The sequence below is a fragment of the Cohnella rhizosphaerae genome (assembly GCF_029525575.1).
Classification (GTDB): Bacteria; Bacillota; Bacilli; order Paenibacillales; family Paenibacillaceae; genus Cohnella; species Cohnella rhizosphaerae.
Genome location: NZ_JAPDIA010000008.1, coordinates 1,673,931 through 1,699,121, shown reverse-complemented (window position 1 = coordinate 1,699,121; position 25,191 = coordinate 1,673,931). Strand labels below are relative to the sequence as shown.

Here is a 25,191-nt window from a genome sequence, read left to right as displayed (position 1 = left end):
ACATGACTCCCCCGAAATGTAGTTTAGTTAAGTTTATTACGCGCTCGAGTAAGTGGCAAGTTGTTTGTATGGTAATTTGTTAAGTTTAGTTTTGTTTAGTCGATGGGCGGCGAAAATGTGTTTTTAATGCGTATTGACGCTCGAAATCGTTGGTGGTAGGATGAATTATAAGCAAGCGAACTAAAAAATCAACTTAAAAAAAATTGAAATTAACTTAACAATCTAAACTAAACTTAAGCGTTGGGGGAATGGGAATGAACTGGCAAGCGATCGACGGTAGAACGGAGTATATGCGCAATCCGCTCGGCCTGGACGAGAAGGCGCCCCGCTTTTTCTGGAAGCTGCGATCGGACGAAAGAAGCGCATCGCAATCGGCTTATCGCATCCTGGTCGCCTCGTCGCTGGAAGCGCTTGCTGACGATGCGGGGGATATGTGGGACAGCGGCGAGGTCGCTTCCGACCGGACGACGCACATCGTTTACGAAGGAAAGCCGCTCCAATCGGAAGGACAATATTTTTGGAAGGTCCGGTCATGGAATCGAGACGCCGTCGCCTCGGACTGGAGCGATGCCTACTTCTGGACGATGGGCCTGCTTCGTCGCGACGAATGGAAAGGATCCTGGATCGGCGCCAAGGCGCAGCCCAACGTAGAGCTCCAACCGTCGCCTTACGTTCGCAAGCCATTCCGGACGAGCGGCAAAGTTCGACGCGCGACGGTCTACGCCACCGCGCTCGGCCTGTACGAGCTCCATCTTAACGGCCGGCGGATCGGCGACTGGTTCGCCCCCGGCTTTACCGATTACGACAAGCGCGTGCAGACGCAAGCCTATGACGTGACCCCGTGGCTCCATGATGGCGACAATGTCGTCGGTGCCGTTCTCGGCGACGGCTGGTATGCGGGAACCGTCGGTTTTCTCGGCAATCACGTGTACGGCGAACGCCCTTTTTTCCTTCTTCAGATGAATATCGAATACGCGGACGGCAACCGCGAATCCGTCGAGACCGATGCCGGCTGGCGAACGGCCACAGGACCGATCGTCTACTCCGACATGATCAAGGGCGAGACCTACGACGCCCGGCTGGAGCTGACGGGCTGGGATCAACCAGGTTATGACGATTCGGGCTGGGATCGGCCCGACGTTCGCGCGGGTTATAACGGCCTGTTGACCGCGTCGATCGAGCCTCCGGTCCGCGTGACCCAGCAGTTGAAGCCGCTCTCGATTCGCCAGACGGAGCGAGGCACTTATATCTACGATATGGGGCAGAATATGGTCGGATGGACGGAGCTTCGCGTAAGCGGGGCGCGCGGGACCAAAGTGACCCTGAGCCATGCCGAGATGCTGAACCCGGACGGCTCGCTTTATTTGGACAATTTGCGCGTCGCCGTTCAGCAGGAGCATTACATTTTGAAGGGCGAAGGCGAAGAGCGGTACGAGCCGCACTTTACGTTCCACGGCTTTCGCTACGTGGAGCTGATCGGCTATCCGGGCGAGCCCGGACTGGATACGATCGTCGGCAAAGTCGTACATTCGGATACGCCCAAGTCGGGAAGCCTGCGGACGTCCGATGCGATGGTCAACCAGCTGATATCGAACATCTCCTGGGGGCAGCGGGGCAACTTCCTCTCGGTGCCGACAGACTGCCCGCAGCGGGACGAACGGCTCGGCTGGACCGGCGACGCCCAGATATTCGCGCGGACGGCCTCGTACAATATGGACGTTTCCCGGTTTTTTACGAAGTTCATGTGGGATATGATCGACTGCCAGCAGCCGTCCGGCGCGTTCACCGACGTGGCGCCGGACGCGGGTTGGATCAGGCACAAGATGTGGAATACGCGGCTGAACTGGTTCGCGCCGGACAATGCGGGCTGGGGCGACGCGGGCGTCGTCATTCCGTGGACGCTGTACTTGATGTACGGGGACACGCGCATATTGGAGACGCACTATGGCGCAATGGTCCGTTGGGTCGAATACTTGCGCGCCAACAGCAATGAGCTGATCCGTCCCGACTACGCGAACTACGGCGACTGGCTGTCGATCGACGCGGATACGCCGAACGAGGTGCTGGCGACCGCCTACTTCGCTTACAGCGCCAAGCTGCTGAGCCGGATCGCCGGCGCGCTCGGCAAACGCGGCGACGAGGAGACTTACGCGAGCCTGCATCGGAGCATCGGGGATGCATTCGTCCGGGCGTTCGTCTCGGAGGACGGCCGCATCCGCGGAGAAACGCAGACGGTTTATGTGCTCGCCCTGCAGTTCGACCTGCTGACGGAGCGGCTGCGGGAGCTGGCGATCGGACATCTCGCCGAAAATATCGCATCCCGCGGCGGCCGTTTGTCCACCGGATTCCTCGGCGTCGGCTACCTGCTGCCCGCGCTGACGGACAACGGGCGGCTGGACGTCGCGTACGGCCTGCTGACGCAGGAGGAGTTCCCATCCTGGATGTACTCGATCAAGCACGGCGCGACGACGATCTGGGAGCGCTGGGACGGCTGGACCGAGCACAAAGGCTTCCAGACGCCGTCGATGAACTCCTTTAATCATTACTCGCTCGGCTCGGTCGGCGAGTGGATGTATCGCTATATGGGCGGCATCGAAGCCGACCCTTCGGCCCCCGGCTTCAAACGCGCGATCATACGGCCCCGCCCGGGCGGCGGCATCACGGAAGTGGAGGCATCCTACGCTTCGTTGTGCGGCACATACGAATCGTCGTGGACGCTTAACGGCGAAGGCGTCTTCACGCTCCGGGTCGCGGTGCCGGCGAACGCGTCGGCAGTCGTCCATGTGCCCGGCAGCAGCATCGTCGCGGACGGCCGCCCGGCCGAGGCGGGCAAGACGAGCTTCGAGCTCGGATCGGGCGTTTACGCGTTCGAGAGCCGATTGGGCGATCAAGGCGATTAAGGCGATTAAGGCGATGCCAATCGTTCCCTGCGTTCGATTCGCTTGAAGGGCAGTCGCGGGGAATGGTATAAAGAGAAGACATGCGAGAGCAGTGGAGTTCGGGGGAGAGGGAGAAGATTTTATGGGAACGAACGCCGTTCGATGGATCATCGGGAGGGTTCGCGCCTGGTTCTCCCAGATCCGCACGACCCTGCTCTTTAGTTATTTTATCGTCATACTTTTGTGCATCGCGCTCGTCGGCACGGCTTCATTTTATATTTCCTACCAGACGATGGCCGATCGGATCGAGTCCGCGGGTTCCCAGATCGTGGGACAAATCGAGAACAACATGGATAACGACTTTCACAGCAAACGCAACTTGCTGCTTGCCCCCTATTACGATCAACAATACATCGACGGCATCAACGCTTACGCCGAGATGAGCGAACAGCGGAAGTTTATGTTTCGCCAGAATCTCGTTAACCTGTACCTCAAAAGCTTCAACGCGACGCCGATCCGCGGCTTCAGCCGATTTCAGATCTATTACAGCACCGGCGAGCTGATCGGCGCCTCCGACGACTTCAAGCCGCCGTCCGAAGCGAAAATCCGCAATGCGGACTGGTTCCTGCGCACGATCGCCGCCGACGGCGGCGTATACTTCATGGGCCACGGCGAAGGCGACGTCGGCGCGGCTGCGGACAATGCCTCGTATGCGTCATCCATTCTGATCCGGGACTTTTCCAATCCCGAGCGGTTTATCGTCGTCCGGGTCGAATACAACGACGAGCTGTTCCGGACGATCGGACAGAACGACGACCTGTCGGCCGGCAGCCGAATCGTCGTTTTCGATCAGAACGACAAAACTGTTTATACCTCCGGCAATTTGCCCGGTCCTGCGCCGGAAACCGAGCTCGTGGAGCGTGCGACCGGTTCGAAGGGCAAGTTCTGGTTCAAGAGCGACAACGGCGACATGCTCGCTTCCTATACCCGGTCGACCTATACGAACTGGAAGATCGTGCTCGTCATGCCGAGAAGCGAAATTTTCGGACCGCTCGACCGCATCAAGACGACCGTTCTCTATACCGCCCTGGTCGCGTTCGCGTTCACCTTCCTGTTGTCCGTCCTTTTCGGCAGAGTCATCACGAAGCCGATCCTCAATTTGTACAAGACGGTCAACCGGCTGAAGCGCGGAGACTTCTCCGAGCGGGTAGCGGTCGGACCGAACAACGAGATCGGGCGCATCGCCGCGAACTTCAACGCCATGCAGGACGAGCTGCAGACGCTGATCGAGACGAAGTACGTCAACCAGATCAAGCTGCAGGAGGTGGAGCTCAAGATGCTCTACTCGCAGATTAATCCCCATTTTCTGTACAATACGCTCGACAGCATTCGCGCCATGGCGGACTACTACAAGGTCGGCGAGATCGGCGAGGTCGCGCAGGCGCTCGCGGACATGTTCCGCTACAATACGAGGAATCGCGACGAGATCGTCACGCTTCAGGAGGAGCTGGAGCAGATCGACGCCTATATGAAAATTCAAGGCATCCGCTTCGACGATAAAATCGTCTACGAGCAGGACATCGAAGCGTCGCTTTACGGATTTCCCTTGCTCAAGATGACGCTGCAGCCGCTCGTCGAGAACGCCGTCTTCCACGGCATCGAGCGCAAGCGCGGGAAGGGAACGATCCGGATCGCCGCCAATCGCGAGCCCGACGGCGTTCATCTGGCCGTGTCGGACGACGGGGTCGGCATCTCCGAGGCGCGCCTCGAGGAACTCAGGGAGAAGCTGAACTGGCAGCTGCACCGCGAGCAGTGGCCCGATTCGGCCGCCGAAGGCGGCATCGGCGTGCGCAACGTCTATACGCGCTACGCGATCCGCTTCGGAGAGCGCATGTCTTTTCGAATCGACAGCCGGAAGGGCGTCGGCACCCGCATCACGCTCGTGCTGCCGGATGACAGCGCTTCCGCCCTTCCGACGTCAAGGTCGGAATATTCAACATAAACGGTCGATTTCATGAATGGGAGCCAGGAAAGCGCTTCCCTATAATCAAGTTGTAAGCGATTACGAGATGAAGGGGTTGCTCGAATGAAAAAAGCGAGAGCGTTGGCATCGGTCATGGTTCTGGCAGTAAGCGCGGCGGCGCTGGCCGCTTGCGGGGGCGAAAACGACAACAATAACGCGGGGGGCGCAGCCTCCGGGGCGGCAAGCGGCACGTCCGGCGCCAAGCCGGCCAAAGACCCGGTCACGCTGACTTTTGTGATCTCCAATACGGAAGACACGACGGCGTTCACGAAGATCTTCGACGCCTACCAGCAGAAGACGGGCAACAACGTCGAGCTGCAGGCGCTGCCGGGCGGCGACTACGACAATCTGATCAAGACGCGGTTTTCCACGCAAGACTTCCCGGATCTGTTCCTCATGCAGCCGGGGACGAAGCAGTACGTGAAGCTGCGCGCGGACGAGACGCTGCACGAATGGTCGAACGAGGCAGGCGTGTGGGACAACGTCATCGACTCCATCAAGCAGGCGCAGGTGCAGGACGACAAAATTTACGGCGTGCCTTACGGGTCCACGGGCATGATGGGCGTGTTCTACAACAAGGACGTCTTCGCGAAGGCCGGCGTCACCCCGCCGAAGAACTACGCGGACCTGGTCGAGATCGCGAAGAAGATCAAAGGGGCCGGCGTGACGCCGTTCTACGAGGGCGTCAAGGATGCATGGCCGCCTCAAATCTTCTACTTCACGGGCTGGGTGACGCAGGTCGATCCGGCGATCGGCGACGAAGGCGTGGCGAAGCTCAATTCGAACGAATTGAAGCTGGCCGACATCGCGGAGCTGAAGGATCTGTTCGCGAAGCAAAAGGAGCTTAAAGAGCTCGGCCTCTATCAGGACAACTTCATGGCAGGCACGTACGACGAGCTGCAAAACGAGTTCGGCGAAGGCAAGGTGGGGATGGCGTTCATGCTCGACGGCATCATCGCGCAGCTCGAGAAAAAGTTCGGCAAGGACTTCGTCTCAAAGAGCGTCGGCTACTTCCCGTTCCCTTCCGCGACCGATACCGGCACGGCGATGATCACGCCGCCGAACCAGCTGATGGTGCCTGACAAGGCGAAGCACGCGGCCGAAGCGATCGAGCTCGTGAAGTTCATGCTTCAGCCGGAAAACGTCGACCTGTTCTACGCGAACAAGCCGGGAATCCCGATCTTCAAGGGCGCGACCAGCGAGCTGTATCCGGTTCAGGAGGACGTCAAGAAATACATCGACGACGGCAAATCCAAGGTCAATATCCAGAACCGGCTGACGCCTTCCTTCGTCGACTTCTCCAAGACGCTGCAAAACTTCTTCCTCGACGGCAACATCGACAAGGCAATCAAGGAATTCAGCGACAACTACCAGAAAGACGGCAAAGCGAAGGTGCTCCCGGGCTTCTAAGTTTAAGTCGTCATAGCGGCAATAACGGCGCGCGGGGGACAGACGTCCCCCCGCCTCCGGCAAAACAGTAAAATGCCGGGGGCGAATGCCCCGGGCGGCCGCCGGGAGCCAAGGAGGAGACCCATGGAGAGAAGAAAATACCCGCTTTATTTTTCCTTTCCCGCCTTGTTCGTATTTCTGCTGTTCTTCATCGCGCCGACCCTGATCGGCGTCTACTACAGCTTCACCGACTGGAACGTCAACGCCGACTCGATTTCGTTTATCGGATTCGACAATTACAAGGCGCTGTTCGGGGAACCGAGACTCGGGAAAGCCTTGTCCAATACACTGATCTTCGCCGCCGCGGTCACGCTGCTTCAAAATGCGGTGGGCCTCGGGCTCGCGCTGCTCATGAACGAAGCGATCCGCATGCGCAACCTGTTCCGCACGATTTTTTTCATGCCTTACGTCATCGCCCCGATCGTCATCGGCTACGTATTCCGCGCGATCTACCATCCGGAGCACGGCATCGTCAACGAGGCGCTCGGCTGGATCGGGCTCGGCGCGCTGGGCCAGGACTGGCTGAACGATCCGAAGTGGGCGCTGTTCTCCATAATCGCGACGGACATCTGGCGCGTGGCCGGCTTCGCGATGGTCGTCTATCTGGCGGGCTTGCAGTTCATTCCGAAGGATCTGACCGAGAGCGCCTCGATCGACGGGGCGAGCTACTGGCGCCGGTTCCGGCATATCGTCTTTCCGCTGCTGGCCGCTTCGTTCACGGTTAACGTCCTCCTGTCCGTCATCGGCTCGATGAAAGTGTTCGAGATGGTCATGGTGCTCACGGACGGCGGACCCGGCTACACGACGGAAGTATTCTATACTTACATTCGCAGTACGTTCAGCATGGGGCAAATGGGCTATTCGACGGCGATCAACCTAGTGCTGTTCGTCCTCGTGACCGTCGTCGGCGTGCCGGTGCTGGCGGCCTTGAAGAAGCGGGAGGTGGAGATGTAATGGAGCATCCGGGCCGCAAAGCGTTCGTCAGCGCCATCGTTTTCCTCGGCGCGCTGGTCATTCTGGTGCCGTTCTATATGATCCTCGTCAACTCCTTCAAGGGAATCCGGGAATCCGCCCTGTTCGGAATGGGACTTCCGTCAACGTGGAACTTCGATAACTACAAGGAAGTTTTCGATAAAGGGAACATTATGAGAGGCTTCAAAAACAGCTTCCTCATCTCGGGACTCGTCGTCGTCTGCGTGACGCTGTTCGCTTCGATGGCGGCGTTCGTCATTCAGCGCCGGGACGACCGGTTCATGAGATCGACGTATCTCCTCTTCATCATGGGGCTGATCGTCCCGGTGTCGATCGTGCCGACGATCCGGCTGATGGGCGAGCTGCACATCCGCGGCACCTATTTCAGCCTCATTATGTATTACACGGCCGTGCTGCTGCCGTTCGCGGTGTTTCTGCTCGTCGGCTTCATGAAGCAGATCCCGCGGGAACTCGACGAAGCGGCGCTGCTGGAAGGCTGCGGGTATTTCCGCCTGTACTGGCGAATTATCCTTCCGCTGCTCGTCACCGTGCTCATCACCGTTACGATCGTCGTCATGGTATCGGTGTGGAACGATTTCTTCGGGCCGTTCTATCTCATGACGGACAGCACCAAGTGGACGATCGTCCTGCAGATTTTTAACTTCGTCTCGCTGTACAACACGAACTGGGGCATCGTATTCGCCTTCATGGTGATCGTCATCTCCCCCGATCCTGCTCGTGTACTTGCTGCTGCAGCGCTACATTATCGACGGTTTGACGGCGGGCTCGGTCAAGGGCTGACGAATACCGGCGGAAAAAACGACGGATGGACGTCGGCACGACGCATCGACGAAAGGGGATGGCGGCATGCGCAAGGTTCTCGTGGTCGACGACGAGAAATGGATACGGCGCGGACTCATTCAGCTTATCCCATGGGAACGCTTCGGTCTTACGCTGGCGGGCGAAGCGGCGGACGGCCAGGACGCCTACGAGCTTGCGCTTGAGGAGAAGCCCGCCTTGATGTTCCTCGACATGCGGATGCCGGGACTCGACGGCAAGCAGCTGCTCGGCAAGCTTCACGCCGAGCTGCCGGAGCTGCTGACGATCGTCGTCAGCGGCTACTCCGACTTCGAATATACGCAGGAGGCGATTCGCCACCGGGCGTTCGATTATTTGCTGAAGCCGGTGAAGAAGGAGGAGCTCGCCGCCGTGCTGGAGAAGGCGCTCGCCGAGCTTGAGCGGCGGGAGGCGCAGCGCGCGGCCGCTTCCGCTGCCGGCAACGACAAGGAAGGCGTCTGGCTGCGCGAAGCGCTGGCGCGGCGCGGAGGCGGCGAGACTGCGGCCGACGCGCCTGCGGCGCCGCCGGCCGGATGGGCGGAAGGCGAATGCGTCGTATTCGTCGCCCAGCCGGACGCCTATCGCGAGGAACGGCCGGATGCGGCCAGGGTGGCGGAGGCGACGCGCGGACGGCTGGAGCAGGCGCGGGCGTTCCATCTGGGCGGCGACTGGACGTTCGCGCTGACGCCTGGCGCGGAAGGACGCGCCGAGTTCGTCGGCGCGATCGGCGCGAGACGCGCGTTCGGCGCAGAGCTGGGCCGCGTGCTGACGGAGCTTCGCGGCTTCCTGAGCGAAGCGGCAGGCGCGACGTTCAGCCTGGGCGCCGGCGCAACGCGCAGCCTGCTTCCCCGGCAGCTGCAGGACGCTTGCCGAGCGGCGCGGGACGCGCTGGGCGGGCGGAAGCTGGGCGAATCGGGGACGGTGCGGCTCGGGGGCGAGAGCGAGGCGGCTTCAAGGGCGACGCCTTCCTATCCGCACGAGGCGGAGAAAGCCTTCCTTTTCGCGCTTCAAATGGGAAGCGGGAAGGGGGCAAGCGAGCTTTTCGGTCAGGTATTCGCTCGCATCGCGACGGCAGAGACGACGGTCGAGCAGATGCAGCGGAACGCCGTGCTGCTCGTCCACTCGATCGAAAAGCAGCTGCAATATTCCGGCACCAGTCTCGAGCGGGTCAGCGGCCGCACGCCGCTTGCCTACTCCGAGATGCTCCGGCAGCGCAACGATCCCGTCTCCGCAAGCGAGCTGTTCGTGCGGGAGATCATCCCCGCCATCCTGTCGATCGGAAGCCAGGCGGGGAGCAAGCAGGGCGAACGTCTCGTCGGAGAGATCGTCAAACTGGTCGAAGCCCACTTCGAACAGCCGCTCTCGCTTCAGCAAATCGCCGAGACGCGTTTCGTCAACCCGGATTACTTAAGCCGCCTGTTCAAGAAGACGACGGGCCATACGTTCGTCGATTACCTGACGGATTACCGGATTCATAAAGCGATCGAGCTAATGAAGGTTCCCGCTTACAAAAACTACGAAATCGCGAAAATGGTCGGCTACGAGGATTACCGGTACTTCAGCCAGATTTTCAAAAAGAAAACGGGCAAAACGATCGGGGAGTACCGGGGCCAGTCCGAATTCGCGAACAAATAACGGATCAAATAACGCGAACAAATAACGCGATCCAAAAAAGGAGCGAACCTGCTTATGACACGACGACTCATACCCGATACCCTGACGCTGGAGAGAGAGCCGGCCATGCGCTGAATGCGATGGCCGGCATGGCCGATCCGGAATACGGCGGCATTCCGTTTTTCGCGGCGAACCTGATGAACGATCCCGCCAACCTGACGCACGGCGACTGGGACTTCGGTTCCTCGCACGGACGCATGATCGACGGGATGATTCTGGCGCGGCATATGTCCGGAGAGACGTTCGGCGCGGAGACGGAGCAGCGCTACCGCGACAACTTCATGACCTTCTTCAAAGACGACGGACTCAGTTACCGTCAGGAAAACCCGAACTTCGGCTGGGAGCCGAACGCCAATCTGATCGACCAGCGCGCGGTCATCCTGTCGCTGACGACCTGGTACATGGCGACGGGAGACGCCAAGGTGAAGGAGGCGGCCGATCGCCACGTCGCCGCGCTGAAGCGGATCGCGATCAAGGAGCGCGAGGTCTGGTATTATCCGGCGTCCGAGTACAAAGAGGGCGGCTGGCCGTCCGCGAACGCGATCCTGCTGCGCCTGGCGCCCGATCCTGCGGCTTTTTGCGGCCGGCTCGTCATGCCGCTGCTGAAGTACCACGAGCTCACGGGGAACCGCGACGCGCTCGAGCTGTGCCAGTTTTTCGTCGCGCTCATCGTGGAGCGCAGCGGCGTGTTCAACAAGGACGGCAGCTTCAACGACGCGCTCGCCTACCGCAGCGGCCACTTCCATACCCGTCTCGGCACGCTCGACGCGATCGCGAGATTCGGCGCCTTCACCGGGGACGCCTCGCTGATCGCGTTCGTGGAGAAAAGCTATGCCTGGGCGCTCACCCAATGCACCGCCTTCGGCTGGACGCCGGGCGACATGAAGGAGCAGGCCTACGAGCACGAGACCTGCTCGCTCGTCGACCTGATCGCCACCGGCATCACGCTCGCGAAAAGCGGCTATACGAAGTATTGGGGCGTCGTCGAGCGCTTCATCCGCAACCACCTGACCGAGTCGCAGCTGCTCGACCTCGACTGGGTGAAGGAGACGGACGATCGCTCCGGCAATGTCGCCGGACGGATCAGCTACACGAACGTGGCGTCCAGCACGCGGGGCGCGTTCGCGGGGTATTCGGCGCCGAACGACTTCTGCTGCGACGTGAACCACGGGCGCGGGCATACGAACGACCTGCAAATCTGCTGCCTGGGCTCGGGAACGCGCGGTCTGTATATGGGCTGGAGCAACACGGTGACGGCCGACAAGGACGGCAAGGTGAGCGTCAACTTCCTGCTGAACCGCGGCTCGGCCTGGCTGGACGTCGAATCGCATTTGCCTCACGAAGGCAAGGTCGTGCTTCGCGTGAACAAGGATCTGCCGGCGCTGCAGGTTCGCATTCCGGAATGGGCGGGCTTCGCCAAGGTGCGCATCGTCCGGGAGCGGGACGGCGCAGTATCCGAAGGACGCGGCTCGGAGCCGAGCCGCTGGCTGAAGGAAGTGTTCCTGCAGCTGAACGAGGCGTTCGCCGGGGAGACGATCACGATCACGTTCCCGCTGTCCGGGCGCACGACGGTGGAGACGGCGATCGGCCAGACGTTCGTGACCGAATGGCGCGGCGACGACGTCGTCGGCATTACGCCGAGCGGCCAGCGACATCCGTTCTATTCGGGACGCAAGGTGTACGACGCGGCGCCGATGCGCGAGGGCGAGCTGCGCCGGCTCGAGAACGAATTCGTATGGTGAGGGAGGGGGACGGACGATGAGAACGGTCGTTGCCGTATATACGGGCCAAGGCTTGGCCGACCCGCTGAAGAAGGTATTCCAGGAGCTGCTGCCGGACGTCCGGCTGGTCAATATCATCGACGACAGCCTGATCGGCGACGTCGTGAAGGCAGGACACGTGCCGCCGGGCGTCGCCAGAAGGCTTGTGCAATATTATCACAACGGCGAAGAGCTGGGGGCGGACGTCATTCTGAACACCTGCTCGTCTGTCGGCGAGGTGGCGGACGACGCGCGCAAGCTGATCGGCGTGCCGATCGTCAAGATCGACCAGGCGATGGCGGCGAAGGCGGCGGCCGGCTATGACCGGATCGCGGTGCTGGCGACACTTCCGTCGACGCTCGAGCCGACGATGCGGCTGATCGAGAAGGAGGCTGCGGCGGCGGGGCGCGCCGTCACCCTGGTGAACGGCCTGGCCGCTGGCGCGTTCGAGGCGTTAAACGGCGGCAGTCCGGAGGATCACGACCGGCTCATTCTGGAAACGGCGCAGCGGGTGGCCGGCGATGCGGACGCGATCGTGCTCGCACAGGGCTCGATGGCCCGGATGGAGCAGAAGCTGGCCGAAGCGACGGGCAAGCCGGTGCTGTCCAGCCCGCGGCTTGGCGTCGAGCAGGTGCGCGAGACGCTGGAAGGGCTCGCGCGCGCCGGGGGAGGACGCGCGATGAGCGGCGGCGCGAACGGCAAGCAGGCGGCCGCCGGCACGGAGCGCGTCTTCGCGGAGTACTTCGTCGAGACGCCCTGGACGCTCGCCCGCGCGGCGGAGGTCATCGCGGGCGAGCAATCGACCGGCACCTTCACCGCCGTGCCGGGAGAGACCCTGGCGCTTAAGGACCGTCACGGCGCGCGGATCGAGCAGATCGTGCCGCTGGAGGACGCCGCGGCGCCGCTGCTTCCCGGCGCGAAGCCGCCTGCCGGCCACGACGGACGCTACCGGCGCGGCAGGATCACCGTCTCGTATCCGATCGTCAACTTCGGGCCGTCGATTCCGAACCTGATGAGCGCGATCGCGGGCAATCTGTTCGAGCTGCAGGAGCTGTCGGGCCTGCGTCTGCTCGATATCGAGCTGCCCGACGCCTTCGCCGCGCGTTACCCGGGGCCGAAGTTCGGCCTCGCCGGGACGCGCCGGCTGACGGGCGTGCACGGTCGGCCGATACTGGGCTCGATCGTCAAGCCGAGCGTAGGCTTGTCGGCCCAGGAGCTCGGCAGCCTCGTCTACGAGCTGGCCGTGGCGGGTCTCGATTTTATCAAGGACGACGAGTTGAACGCCAATCCGCCGTATCTGCCGCTCGAGCAGAAGGTCCGCGCGGTCATGGACGCGATCGAGCGCGCGGCGGACGCGACGGGCAAGAAGACGATGTACGCGTTCAACATCACCGGCGACATCGACGAGATGCGCCGTCATCACGACGTCGTCGTCGAAGCGGGCGGCAACTGCGTCATGGCGAGCGTCATGAGCGTCGGCTTCGCCGGACTCGCGCACCTGAACGGCTACAGCGAGGTGCCGATCCACGCGCACCGCAATCAATGGGGCATGCTCACCCGCAGTCCCGGGCTCGGCATGGAATTCACGGCCTTCCAGAAGCTGTGCCGGCTGGCCGGGGCGGACCATCTGCACGTGAACGGGCTGAACAGCAAGTTCTACGAGAGCAACGAATCCGTCGCGCGGTCGATCGGGGCGTGCGCGGCCCCGCTGTTCGGCGGCTACGAGACCGTGCCGGTCGTCTCTTCGGCGCAGTGGGCGGGCTCGGCTCCGCCGACGTACGCGGCCATTCGCAGCGTGGACGTGATGCACCTCGCGGGCGGCGGCATGCTCGCCCATCCGGACGGTCCCGCCGCCGGCTTCGCGAGCATGCGCCAAGGCTGGGAAGCGGCGGCGGCGGGTATCCCGCTCGAGACGTACGCGGCGACCCATCCCGAGCTGGCCCGCGCGATCGAGAAATACGGAAAGGGTTGATGCTGCATGGAAATGCGGGATCGAAGCGATGAGGCAGGGGGGCCGCGCCAAGCGGCCCCTGATCGGTTATTACGGAGACGACTTTACGGGATCGACGGACGTACTGGAGGCGCTGTTCCGGCAGGGGCTGCGGACGATGCTTTTCCTGGATCCGCCGGACGAAGAGACAGCGCCGGGCAAGGAGCGGAGCCGGCTGCTCGACGGGCTCGACGCCTTCGGCATCGCCGGCGTCGGCCGCTCTCTGTCGCCGGAAGAGATGGCGCGCGAGCTGCCGCCGATCTTCGAGCGCTTGAAGCAGGCCGGTCCGGCCGTCGTTCATTATAAAATCTGCTCCACGTTCGATTCGTCGCCCGAGACGGGAAGCATCGGCAAAGCCGCGGAGCTTGGACGGGCCGTCTTCGGCGGGCGCTTCGTTCCGGTGCTTGCCGGCGTGCCCTATCTCGGACGCTATACCGTATTCGGCCATCACTTCGCGGCGGCGCCGGGCGCGGGGGTCTTTCGGCTGGACCGCCATCCGACGATGTCGCGGCATCCCGCGACGCCGATGGACGAGTCCGACCTGCGCCTGCATCTGGCAAAGCAGACTTCTTTAAAAGCGGGATTAATGGATATCGTGGCGCTGGACGGCGCCGCGGCGGAGGCTGGCGAACGGCTTGAGCGACTGCTCGCGGACGAAGGTCCCGATCTGTTGCTGTTCGACGTGCTCGACGAGCGGCGGCTGGCCGTCGCGGGGCAATTGATCTGGCAGGAGGCGATGCAGCGGGAGAGCCCTTTGTTCGCGATCGGCTCGTCGGGCGTGGAGTATGCGCTCGGGGCGGCATGGCAGGCGGCGGATGTCAATCGGCAAATGGTCGAACAAGCGACTAGCGAGCTCGGTGACGGCAGTCCGGTCGAAGAAGGTGCGGGGCAAGCCGGCTTCGGCGCCGCGAAGCCGGTCGATCGGCTGCTCGTCGTGTCGGGCAGCTGTTCGCCCGCGACCGCCAAGCAGATCGCCGAAGCCGAAGAAGACGGTTTCGCGTCCATCCGCATTCCGGCGGTCGCGCTCGTTCATCCCGAGCAGGCGGAGGAAGCGAGGACGCGGCTGCTCGCGGAGGCGAAGGCGCTCCTTGACGAGGGGCGCAGCGTAATCTTGTATTCGGCCGCCGGACCGGACGATCCGGGCATCGGCGAGCTGCGGCAGGCGTTGACGGCGCAAGGTTTAAGGCCGGAGGACAGCAGCCGGCTGCTCGGCGCGGCGCTCGGCGGACTCGCCCGCGCGCTGACCGTCGAGACGGGACTAACGCGCATTCTCGTCGCGGGCGGCGATACGTCCGGCTACGTCGCGAGGGCGCTGGGCATTTATGCGCTCGAGTGCCGCCAGACGCTGGCGCCCGGCGTGCCGCTGTGCCGCGCTTATGCGGACGATGCGCGGCTCGACGGACTCGACCTGGTGCTGAAAGGCGGCCAGGTCGGGGGAACGCGGTTTTTTGAACTCGTAAGGAGAGGCGGCGTATGGGCCGATGAGCGAACCGATGTTTAGCCGAACGTACGAGCCCTCCAGGTCGGAAAATAACGGTTGTTCGGAGCAGCGGGCCGCCGCCGGCCCGCCCGACTGGGCGAACCTTGCGGTGCTGGAGCGCAACGCCCAGCCTTCGAGGGCCGACCTCATTCCTTACGGCGGGACGGACGACGCGCTGGCGGGCGAACGGGAGCGTTCTCCCTACTTCCGGCTGCTGAACGGATCCTGGCGGTTCCGCTATTGCGAATCGCCGTCCGCCGTGCCGGAAGGCAGCGAGCAGGCCGACTTCGCGGACGAGCGCTGGGACCTGCTTCCGGTCCCGTCGAATTGGCAGATGCACGGCTACGGCATCCCGCATTACTCAAGCTGTCCGTATCCGTTTCCGATCGATCCGCCGCAGGTGCCGGCGAACAATCCGGTCGGGTGTTACCGCGTCGCGTTCGTCGTTCCCGATGGATGGAAGGACAGAAACGTGCGCCTGCTGTTCGAAGGCGTCGACTCGGCATTTCACGTATGGGTGAACGGACGCTTGCTCGGTTACGGACAGGGCAGCCACAATACGTTCGAATTCGACGTGACGGACGCGCTCCGTCCCGGCCTCAATGTGCTGGCGGTCCGCGTCTATCAATGGTCGGACGGCAGCTACCTGGAGAGCCAGGATAAATGGCGGCTCAGCGGCATTTTTCGCGACGTTTATCTGCTGGCGCTGCCGGCCGTCACGGTGCTGGACGCCTTCGTCAAGACGAGCTGGCTGCCGGACGGAGAGACGGCGGAGCTGGACGTTTCCCTCCAAATCTCGAATTTGTCGCGCGCTCCGTCCGGCGGCGGCCGGATCGAAGCCTTCCTCGCGGACGCCGAGCGGAACGTGGCGCTTGCCGCGGAATGGCCGCTCGCGCCATCGCTGCTGCCGGGCGAAGTCCGCGAGCTTGTGCTTCGCAAGCCCGTCGCTTCCGCGAAGCCCTGGTCGGCCGAAGCGCCGAATCTGTACGTTTTATTGCTGAAAGTCATCGACGGGGACGGCCGCGTCGCGGAGGTCAAACGGATCGCGGTCGGCTTCCGGGACATCCGGATCGAGGCCGGCCGCATGCTCGTCAACGGACGGCCGATCGTCGTCAAAGGCGTCAACCGCAACGAATTCGACGCCCGCTTCGGTTGCGTGACGACGAAGGAAGCGATGCTCGAGGACATCCTGCTCATGAAGCGGCATCATATCAACGCGGTCCGGCTGTCCCACTATCCGAACGATCCGAGATGGCTTGACCTGTGCGACCGATATGGCCTGTACGTCATCGACGAGGCGGATCTGGAGACGCACGGCTTTCATTTTGTCGGCGACGAGGGCTATCTGGCCAAGCAGCCTGCGTGGAAAGAGGCATTCGTGCAGCGGGCGAGACGGCTCGTCGAGCGCGACAAAAACCATCCGTCCGTCATCGTCTGGTCGCTTGGCAACGAGTCCGGTTACGGTCCGAACCATGACGCGATGGCGGAATGGGTCAGACAGCGGGACGGGACGCGGCCGATTCACTACGAGCGCGCCTACGACGCGCCGGCCGTCGACATCGTCAGCAGCATGTACCCGGCCGTCGGGACGATTGTCGAGGAGGGGCAGAAGGACGATCCGAGGCCGTTCCTGATGTGCGAGTTCGGCCATGCGATGGGCAATTCGACCGGCAACCTGAAGGAATATTGGGACGCGATCTATGCGTATCCGCGCCTGCTCGGCGGTCTGATCTGGGAATGGGCCGACATGGCGATCGAAGTTCCGGAAACGTCGGCGGCCGCGAGGAAGGGGAGCGATCCGACAGCGGGCTTTTCGACTGCGGGCGCGCCGCAAGAGAACACCGGCAAAGTCTACTTGTACGGCGGGGATTTCGGCGACGAGCCGCACAGCGGACCGTTTTGCCTGGACGGGCTTCTTTTCCCGGACCGAACGCCCAAAGCGTCCTTGTTGGAATACAAGAAGGCGATCGAGCCTGTCAAAGTCATCTCCTGGAACGAAGGTACCGGAGCGCTCGTCCTGGAAAACCGATACGATTTCTCGACGCTGGCGCATTTGAAAGGCGAATGGACGCTGTATCGCGAGGGAGCGTCGTTGAAGAGCGGGCAGCTGCCCCTGCTCAGAACGCAGCCCGGACAGCGGGAGACGATTGGCCTCCCTTCGAAGGCAGAGCTGCCGGAGGAGCCCGGCGAGTATTGGCTGCGGATTCGTTTTTTGCTGCGCGAAGGAACGCCTTGGGCGGCAAGCGGCTTCGAGATCGCCTGGTCGGATTTGCCGCTGGGCAGCGTAAGCGCCGTCGCACCGGAATCGCCGCTCGCGCCGGAACCGCCGGAGCTTCAGTTCGCGATTGACGAAGGGACGGCCGCGCGCCTCGCCGTCGTTCGGTGCAAGGAAGACGCGTTTATCTTCGACCTGACCCAGGGGGAAGCTTAGGAGCTGGCAAAACGGCGGAAAAGAGCTGCTGCTGTCCGGACCGACGGTGAATCTGTGGCGCGCGCCGGTAGACAACGATGTCCACCTGGCAAAGGAGTGGCTGGCAGCCGGCTACGATCGCCTGACGCAAGATGTACGCCGCGCCGAGATCGAACGGCTGGACGGAAGCGGCGCGATCCGCTTCCGAACCGAGCTCGCGCTTGGCGCGCGGGGACAGGGGACGGCTTTCCTGGCAAGCCTGGACTATACGGTGGGCGGCTCCGGCGAACTGCTCGTCGAAGCCAAGCTCGAGGCGCTGCGGTCCGGCCTGCCGCCGCTTCCCCGCTTCGGTCTCGAATTGCGCCTGCCGCGCGAGCTCGATCGGCTGACCTGGTTCGGGCGCGGACCGCACGAATGCTATGCCGACCGGAAGGAGAGCGGCAAGCTCGGTATTTACGCCGGCTCGGTTGAAGAACAGTACGTCCCTTACATCAAACCGCAGGAGAACGGGAATAAGGCTGACGTTCGCTGGGTCCGCTGCGAGGACGCCGGCGGGTTCGGGATCCAGGCCGTTGCGGGCGGGGCACTCATGAACTTCGGCGCGCACCATTACGCGACTTCGGATCTCGCGAGCGCGAAGCACAGGCACGAACTGACGCCGCTGCAGGAGACGATCCTCAAGCTGGATGCCGCGCAGAGCGGACTCGGCAACCATAGCTGCGGCTATGCCCCGACGCTGGAGAAGTATTTGCTCCCCGCGTCGGAACGCAGATTTTTATCGGTCGTCTTGTCTGCCAAGCAGGCATAGAACGTGCGAGCCATGTCGGATGGACTTCCCGTCCGACATGGCTTATTTTACTTGGCTCTGCCACAGGTTTCCCTTGCCAGCCCTAAGGCGACGATAGGCGTAGGGTTAGCGGGTTGGCCCAAATGAGAGTTGCGGGCAGCGGATGGATGAAGGTCGGGCGGATTCAGGCGGAGGACACCGGACACCGGACACCGGACTCAGTAGGCGCTATTTCGTAAAAAAACGTTCCTCATGGCGAGATGACGGACTGGAGGGGCGTTATATATTCGGATCAAAGCTGAAAATGGCCGTCCATCCCGCAATAGCGGCCCCTGGGTCCGCAAGCGGGTCGCAAATTGCGAGAGGAACAAAAATAAGGGTTCCCGGGTCCGACCGCTGCGTGCCAGAGCGCGATCACCAGGCCGCAGACGCTTTTACTTGCGTTGCAGCGCCCGCCGCCCGTCAAGTCGGCGGACCTCGCCGGTAAGCCGCAGGCGTCCCGCCGGAGAAGCGCTTGAACAGCCGATGGAAGTGGGGCAGACTGTCGAAGCCGCATTCGGCCGCGATCTGCGCGACGCTGCGATCGGTCTCGCGCAGCATTTCCTTCGCTTTGACGATGCGCTTCGCGGCGATGAAGCCGGTGACGTTCATGCCGGTCATCTGCTTGAACACCCGGCTGAAGTGCGCGGGACTGACGGCTGCCCGCCTGCTCAGCTCGCGCAGTCCGATCTCTTTTGAATAATGCGCATCGATGTACAGCAGCGTCTCCCGCATCCAGAGCGGTCCGATCGCAGGCGGAGCGTCGGCATCGCCTGCTCCGGCGACCCCGAGCTCCCGATGAACGGATAGCACAACGCGTTGTACCAGCAAGGATACGGCATGTCGCGCCCCGATCTCCGAACCCCGCATTTCATAGTCAATCTCCGCCAAACAACGCTCCAAAGCCTCCTGCAAGGCAATGCTGCACTTCATCTCATGTCTCCTGCGCTGTCGGCTCCAATCGAAGCACTGCGCATAAGAGAACGGTTCGCCGTACGAAGGCGTCTGGACGAATGCCGCATCGAAAAACAAAGCGGTCGACGTAACCGGCTCTTCCGCATCGGGGAAGGCGCGGTGAATCGTATTGGCCGGAATCAGGTATAAGCTGCCCGCCTGCATGTCATAGAACGTCCGATCGATAAAAAACGTTCCCTTGCCGCCGTGTACGTACACGATCTCGCACCAGTCGTGCAGATGGTCTGGGAGCTCGCGCTGCCGGGACTTGGTGTCTCTGTATACGAACGAAAAGGGGAAGCTCGGCGAAGCGGGGAACGGTTTGAAAATAGGCTTCATACGATTGGCACCTGCGCTCGCGATTTCTTTTCAAAATATCAAAAAAAGGATATAAAATTGCAAGCGGAGGCCATTTTACAATTCATTTTGAATGCTAGAATGGATGGAGAACGGTTACATAACACGGCCGAAAGGGAGATACCGATGAGAATCGACGCGCATCAGCATTACTGGAAGATCGACCGGGGCGATTATGGCTGGCTGACGCCGGACATTCCGGTTTTGCATAAAGACTTTTTGCCGGATGACCTGAAGCCTCGCTTGGACGCTCACCGGCTGGACGGCTCCGTCGTCGTCCAAGCGGCGCCCACGCCGGAGGAGACGGACTACCTGCTGGCGCTCGCCGCACGAGACGAATCGATCAAAGGCGTCGTAGGCTATTTGGACTTGGCGGACGATCGTCATGCCGAGCATTACGAACGATTCGTCCGGCATCCGAAGTTCGTCGGATTCCGTCTTATGATCCAGGACATGCCCGACGCGGGCGTCATCCTCGCGCCTTCTTATATCGAAGCGCTGCGGAGCTATGCGCAACGAGGCGCCGCCGTCGATTTGCTCGTGAAGTCCGATCAGCTGGAGCCGCTGATCGAGCTCGTCGAGCAGGTGCCGGGGCTGCGCGGCGTGATCGATCATATCGCCAAACCGCGCATCGCCGAAGGCTTGATGACGCCTTGGGATCGCCAGATCGCGCAGTTGGCTTCGCATCCGAACCTGTACTGCAAGCTGTCGGGCATGGTCACCGAAGCCGATCACGCGGATTGGAAAGCCGAGCAATTTATCCCCTACGTCCGTCATGCGCTGGACTGCTTTGGACCGGACCGGGTCATGTTCGGCAGCGATTGGCCGGTCTGCTTGCTGGCGGCCGGGTACGACGAGGTGGTCGACGTTCTGGAGCGCGCCTTGCCTGACACGTGGGGAACGGCGGAGCGGGAGAAGCTGTACGGAAGGAATGCGCAGGCATTTTACCGTCTGTAAGGTCGGACGATTCAAAAGGGGGGAGGACTGCAATCAATGAAGTATCGTCAATTGGGGAAAACGGGTCTCGACGTCTCCGTATTAAGCTTCGGGGCATCTTCGCTCGGGTCCGTTTTCCGGCAGACCGACGAGGGAGAGAGCGTTCGGACGGTGCATGCGGCGATCGATGCCGGAATCAATTATATCGACGTTTCGCCTTATTACGGCTTGACCAAAGCGGAGACCGTGCTGGGCAAGGCGCTGAAAAATATTCCGCGCGACAAGTACGTACTGTCGACGAAGGCCGGCAGGTACGGCGTGGATGACTTCGATTTCTCGTTTGACCGGATCGTCGCGAGCGTCGATGAAAGTCTCGCTCGGTTGAACGTGAACGAGATCGACATTTTGTATTTGCACGATATCGAGTTCGTGCCGGCCGACATCATATTAAATGAAGCGATTCCGGCGCTGCAGCGGCTGAAGGAACGCGGCAAGATCCGGTTCGGCGGGATTTGCGGACTTCCTTTGGGATTGTTCGAGACCTTCATACCGCGCGTCGAAATGGATTGTATCATCTCGTACTGCCATTATGCCCTGAACGATACGAGTTTGTTAGGCTTGCTGCCGCTGCTCGAATCCCGTCGCACGGGACTCGTCAACGCTTCGCCGCTGTCCATGGGTCTGCTCGGTACGCGGGGCACGCCGGACTGGCATCCGGCTTCGCCGCAGACCAAGGCTGTATGTCTCGAAGCGGCGCGCTATTGCGAGTCGCAGGGCGCGGATATCGCCAAGCTGGCGATTCAGTTTTCCACATCGGACGAACGGATTCCGACGACGCTGGTGAGTACGGCCAATCCGACCAATATTCAGAAAAACGCGGCATGGACCGAGGAGCCGATCGACGAAGGACTGCTGGCCGAGGTGCTCGCGATTTTGCAGCCGGTGCACAATCGGACTTGGGTGAGCGGACGCGAGGAGTACAATGCGGGGATCGGAGGCGACGAAGCATGAGAGGCGTCGTCTGCGCGGAGGTCGAACGTTTTGTGTTTGTAGAAGATTTGCCGGAACCCGAGCTTTCGCCCGGCTGCGCCATCATCGCATTGAAACGAATCGGCATTTGCGGGACCGATCTGCACGCCTTCAAAGGCCGGCAGCCGTTTTTCGCTTATCCCCGCATCCTGGGGCATGAGCTTGCGGGCGTCGTCGAAGCGGTCGGACCGAACGAAGAGGGGGGTTGCGGTCGGCGATCGCGTCAGCGTCATTCCCTATATGCACTGCGGGACTTGTATCGCCTGCCGCGGCGGCAAGACGAACTGCTGCACGGATATGAAGGTGCTCGGCGTTCATATCGACGGCGGCATGCGGGAGCGAATGGCCGTGCCGGTCTCTCATCTGATCGCGGCGAACGATCTGACGCTCGATCAGACCGCGGCGCTGGAGCCGTTCGCGATCGGGGCGCATGCGGTGCGCCGGTCGGGGCTCGCGGCCGGGGAGACCGCGCTCGTCATCGGCGGCGGTCCGATCGGACTCGGCGTCATGGCGTTCGCCAAGTCGCGCGGCGCGCGGGTCGTCGCCATGGACGTCAACGAGGACCGGCTTGCGTTTTGCCGGGCGTGGGCGGGGGTTGATGCGACGGTGAACGCGCTTCGCGATCAGCTCGCTGCCGTGCCGGGAGCCAACGGCGGCGAGCTGCCGACCGTCGTATTCGACGCGACGGGCAATGCGCAGTCGATGGCAGCGGCCTTCGGCTACGCGGCGCATGGAGGCAGGCTGATTTACGTCGGACTGGTCAGCGCCGACATCGCATTCCACGATCCCGAGTTCCACAAGCGCGAGCTGACGCTGATGGCCAGCCGCAACGCGACAAGAGAGGACTTCGAACGCGTACTGGAAGTGATCCGCGCCGGGACGATAGACGTCAACCGCTATATTACGCACCGGTCTTCGCTCGACGACATGATCGGGCAATTCGAGGAATGGCTGAAGCCCGAATCGAAGGTGATCAAGGCGATGGTCGAGCTTTGATGGAGACGGAAAACTAAATAAGCAATGTTTGAGAATGGAGCTGTCCCAAAAGTCGCGAGACGACCGGGCGGCTCTTTTGCCGTTCCGCTGCTGAATAGTTAGAACTGGGCTCAGGTGAGCGGATATTAGCGTTTGCGGCCTGGGTACGAGAAAAGCGCCATTTTGCGCTATTTTGCACACAACATGTGTTGCTCGGGGGGGAAGGCGGGTGCAGTGAGTACGTGAATAGCGCAAATTTGTGCGAATTTTGGGTGCCGTGCATGATGCGGGGCAGCGGGCGATAGAATTCGTAAGAGAATAGCGCAATTTTATACGTCTGTTTATTTACCAGAATCTGGGTTATGGCAATGCTAAATGGTGAGCCAAATAAACCACCCATTCGGGAGGCAAGGCAGCCAAGCTGATTAGTCGGTCAAACGCCGCAAAAGACAACCGTGCGCTGGGGTGAACCTGGCTATTTCCCTGCACATACACGTACTGAAGCAGCACGTATACGATCAATGCGGTATATAATTGTCCGTAAACGGCATTCGGTGTCCTTCCAAATAGTTTGGGCACATTCAAATGCTGTTTAATCCATCGAAAAAATACTTCGATTTGCCACCGTTGTCGGTAGATTTCTGCAATTTTCTCCGCCGAGGGACGGTGCAAGTTGGTCACGAGAACAACCGGGTTGCCTTGGGGATCCTTTAGCTTCACGACCCGAAATCGATGGCGGGTCAAGCGCGCCTTTGTTCCGAGTTGGCAGGTCAAATCTTGCTCAATCGTATGTTTGTAGGGTCGTTTTCGATCGCGATAAACAGGCTCATGCAGGAACGTGTTGTATCTCACCCGGATGACAAAATACTGCCGTTGCTCCTGCTCCATGTAGGTATCAAATTGCTTATGCTTTCCGTATGCACGATCCGCAACCAGAATGAAATCTGGGTCTGTTACCCTACTGCATAAGGTCGAATCATGCTGTTTTCCCGTCGATTCCGTTACACGATGGATTTCGCCGGTCTCTGTCAACAAAGATACGTGCAGCTTAATGCCGCTCTTCTCTCCTTTGGCCGATGGCGCCCAAGGCAGTCGATTGTGACCGGCGGAAATGGTCGTGGAATCGACCGCCAGCGGCTCTTTCGGAAGCCGAAGACGCCGGCGCGTAGAGCGATTGCATTTACGAATCAACAGATGCAGCAATTGTTTAAAGACGTTGAACGGAACCTCTTTCGCTTTTTTTGGAGATCGTAGAGTGATCCGCTTGGCGCAGCCCACAGGCGACCATCCGCTTTTCTCCGTCCCGATAGCCATCCCATTGCCCAAGCGCCGCTTCAGCAAGAAAAATAAAGAGCTCGTAGACTGTAAATTTCCTTGCTGTATCGACATAATTGGCCTGCTGTAACAAAGGTTGAATCTCTTCGTTAGGAATGAAGGATTGAAGAATAGGGGCGAACATTGTACGATAGTTCATGAGACCGTCTCACCTTCCGTAAGGTTTGTAGGGGTACAAACACTTTACAGGAATGAGCGGTCTTTTTTGCTACCATTTTTTTGATAATCAACAGGCGTACAATTTTACGGTATTTTTGATTATCTAGTGACTGGAAGAAGCCGGAGATGCCTAACTTATTTTTAAACTTGGGAGGAATTGTTTATTATCTCCTAGAAATCAATTAATTATGGAAAATGAAGCATTACATGGGGAATTCGTTTTATCCTTAGGAGCTAGCAAAGAAATCCTGGTAAAATGTAGAGGTTACATCGTAGGAAAACATGAAAAACATTCAAGCTGAGGAATATAGAAATAAATATTTAAAATCGTTAGAAAAAATACTTTAGTTCCCAACGATTAGGAGTCGAAAATGTCGATCAGAGGATTAAGATTTCAAACCGGGCAGGATGACCATATCCAAACGGCGAGCATTTTTGCCTCCTTGGATGCTTATAAATATCGTTGGTACATCGATAATTTAGATACGTTAGATCAGGAGTTAGACAGCGAGTTCAACGTGAAATTCTCGGATGGAGAAAAGTTGGTAAAGGAACTTCGTTTTCATAACGTGCATGCCATATTCGGTGAATTTATCGCTTTCGACAAAAATTACGAATGTACTTCAGACGAACCTGAGGTTAAGGACTGGAATGAGTTCGTTAAGAGTCCGGCGAAGATGGTAGTGCTTATCGTTGACTGTTATTACATTGATATATATTTGAAGGATCTTGAAGTTTTAGAGCGCTTTTCTCGATTTATATCAAGTCAGGGGTTCACGCCGGAGATTATTGATGAGACGGATGCGAGGTACAAATTTAAGGTCTGGTAATTGTAGAAGGGGAGAGAGGCGGTTGAAGAGTCTCGCTACAAAGTTAATCATTATCGGCATCTTAAGGCGCTGACACCGAGCATCGTATGGAACGTAACGCAATCCACAAAATATTTGGGATCTTAATCTAATTGCTGGCACCCTTCCAAAAATTAAAGACGCGGAATTTGAAACGCAAGAATCCAAACATGTATAAACGATGTCAGTCGATAAACGAGAAAAGCGGTGAATTTATGATTTTATACTTTAGTTTGTTTATGATCTTGGTCGTGGTGGGACTCGGTACGATTCACACCTGTTTGAAAAAACAAATACA

At 60.2% G+C, this 25,191-nt stretch carries 16 protein-coding genes and 1 pseudogene; 15 read left to right on the top strand and 2 right to left on the bottom strand.

Features of this window, described 5'->3' with window-relative positions; translation table 11 throughout:
* Window positions 1–254: 254 nt before the first annotated feature.
* The 11 genes from OMP40_RS31590 (at window position 255) to OMP40_RS31540 (ending at window position 18,282) form a co-directional block, all read left to right on the top strand.
* Window positions 255–2,900 carry an alpha-L-rhamnosidase gene (locus tag OMP40_RS31590; RefSeq protein WP_277537199.1) on the top strand — a complete coding sequence of 882 codons (2,646 nt, stop codon included), beginning with the start codon at window positions 255–257 and terminating at the stop codon, window positions 2,898–2,900.
* Window positions 2,901–3,021: 121 nt separating this feature from the next.
* The gene (locus OMP40_RS31585; RefSeq protein ID WP_277537198.1) at window positions 3,022–4,881 is read left to right on the top strand and encodes a cache domain-containing sensor histidine kinase; all 1,860 of its coding nucleotides are present in this window, start codon (window positions 3,022–3,024) and stop codon (window positions 4,879–4,881) included.
* An 84-nt stretch (window positions 4,882–4,965) separates the two neighbouring features.
* Window positions 4,966–6,312 (top strand): ABC transporter substrate-binding protein, encoded by a 1,347-nt coding sequence (locus OMP40_RS31580; RefSeq protein WP_277537197.1) that lies wholly within the window; start codon window positions 4,966–4,968, stop codon window positions 6,310–6,312.
* 123 nt (window positions 6,313–6,435) lie between these two features.
* Window positions 6,436–7,305, top strand: coding sequence for a carbohydrate ABC transporter permease (locus tag OMP40_RS31575; protein WP_277537195.1), 870 nt, complete (start codon window positions 6,436–6,438; stop codon window positions 7,303–7,305).
* A complete protein-coding gene (locus OMP40_RS31570; protein WP_277537192.1) occupies window positions 7,305–8,327 on the top strand; it encodes a carbohydrate ABC transporter permease in 1,023 nt (340 codons plus the stop codon). The genes OMP40_RS31575 and OMP40_RS31570 overlap by 1 nt, the downstream gene beginning before the upstream one ends.
* On the top strand, window positions 8,227–9,795 hold the full coding sequence (locus OMP40_RS31565; protein ID WP_277538152.1) for a response regulator transcription factor: 1,569 nt from the start codon (window positions 8,227–8,229) through the stop codon (window positions 9,793–9,795). The genes OMP40_RS31570 and OMP40_RS31565 overlap by 101 nt, the downstream gene beginning before the upstream one ends.
* Window positions 9,796–9,914: 119 nt before the next feature.
* A complete protein-coding gene (locus tag OMP40_RS31560; RefSeq protein ID WP_277537190.1) occupies window positions 9,915–11,576 on the top strand; it encodes a glycoside hydrolase family protein in 1,662 nt (553 codons plus the stop codon).
* A 16-nt stretch (window positions 11,577–11,592) separates the two neighbouring features.
* Window positions 11,593–13,566 carry a RuBisCO large subunit C-terminal-like domain-containing protein gene (locus OMP40_RS31555; protein WP_277537189.1) on the top strand — a complete coding sequence of 658 codons (1,974 nt, stop codon included), beginning with the start codon at window positions 11,593–11,595 and terminating at the stop codon, window positions 13,564–13,566.
* 28 nt (window positions 13,567–13,594) lie between these two features.
* Window positions 13,595–15,085, top strand: coding sequence for a four-carbon acid sugar kinase family protein (locus tag OMP40_RS31550; protein WP_277537187.1), 1,491 nt, complete (start codon window positions 13,595–13,597; stop codon window positions 15,083–15,085).
* Complete coding sequence (locus OMP40_RS31545; protein ID WP_277537185.1) at window positions 15,066–17,495, top strand: glycoside hydrolase family 2 TIM barrel-domain containing protein; 2,430 nt, start codon at window positions 15,066–15,068, stop codon at window positions 17,493–17,495. The genes OMP40_RS31550 and OMP40_RS31545 overlap by 20 nt, the downstream gene beginning before the upstream one ends.
* 46 nt (window positions 17,496–17,541) lie before the next feature.
* The gene (locus OMP40_RS31540; protein ID WP_277537184.1) at window positions 17,542–18,282 is read left to right on the top strand and encodes a beta-galactosidase small subunit; all 741 of its coding nucleotides are present in this window, start codon (window positions 17,542–17,544) and stop codon (window positions 18,280–18,282) included.
* A gap of 441 nt (window positions 18,283–18,723) precedes the next feature.
* Here the strand turns inward: OMP40_RS31540 and OMP40_RS31535 are convergent, their stop codons facing one another.
* Entirely contained in the window at window positions 18,724–19,593 is an 870-nt protein-coding gene (locus tag OMP40_RS31535) for an AraC family transcriptional regulator (protein ID WP_277537182.1), read from the bottom strand.
* A gap of 144 nt (window positions 19,594–19,737) precedes the next feature.
* Between OMP40_RS31535 and OMP40_RS31530 the strand changes: the two genes are divergently transcribed.
* The 3 genes and pseudogenes from OMP40_RS31530 to OMP40_RS31520 all read left to right on the top strand — a co-directional run bounded on the left by OMP40_RS31530 (window position 19,738) and on the right by OMP40_RS31520 (window position 22,572).
* Entirely contained in the window at window positions 19,738–20,568 is an 831-nt protein-coding gene (locus OMP40_RS31530) for an amidohydrolase family protein (protein ID WP_277537180.1), read from the top strand.
* A gap of 36 nt (window positions 20,569–20,604) precedes the next feature.
* Window positions 20,605–21,558 carry an aldo/keto reductase gene (locus OMP40_RS31525; RefSeq protein ID WP_277537178.1) on the top strand — a complete coding sequence of 318 codons (954 nt, stop codon included), beginning with the start codon at window positions 20,605–20,607 and terminating at the stop codon, window positions 21,556–21,558.
* Window positions 21,555–22,572: pseudogene (locus tag OMP40_RS31520) on the top strand (zinc-binding alcohol dehydrogenase family protein). The gene OMP40_RS31525 and the pseudogene OMP40_RS31520 overlap by 4 nt, the downstream one beginning before the upstream one ends.
* 339 nt (window positions 22,573–22,911) lie before the next feature.
* On the opposite strand, the gene OMP40_RS31515 reads toward OMP40_RS31520, so the two are convergent.
* Window positions 22,912–23,940 (bottom strand): IS4 family transposase, encoded by a 1,029-nt coding sequence (locus tag OMP40_RS31515; RefSeq protein ID WP_277537176.1) that lies wholly within the window; start codon window positions 23,938–23,940, stop codon window positions 22,912–22,914.
* A 476-nt stretch (window positions 23,941–24,416) separates the two neighbouring features.
* Between OMP40_RS31515 and OMP40_RS31510 the strand changes: the two genes are divergently transcribed.
* Window positions 24,417–24,875 (top strand): DUF2691 family protein, encoded by a 459-nt coding sequence (locus tag OMP40_RS31510; protein ID WP_277537174.1) that lies wholly within the window; start codon window positions 24,417–24,419, stop codon window positions 24,873–24,875.
* The last annotated feature ends 316 nt before the right edge of the window (window positions 24,876–25,191 follow it).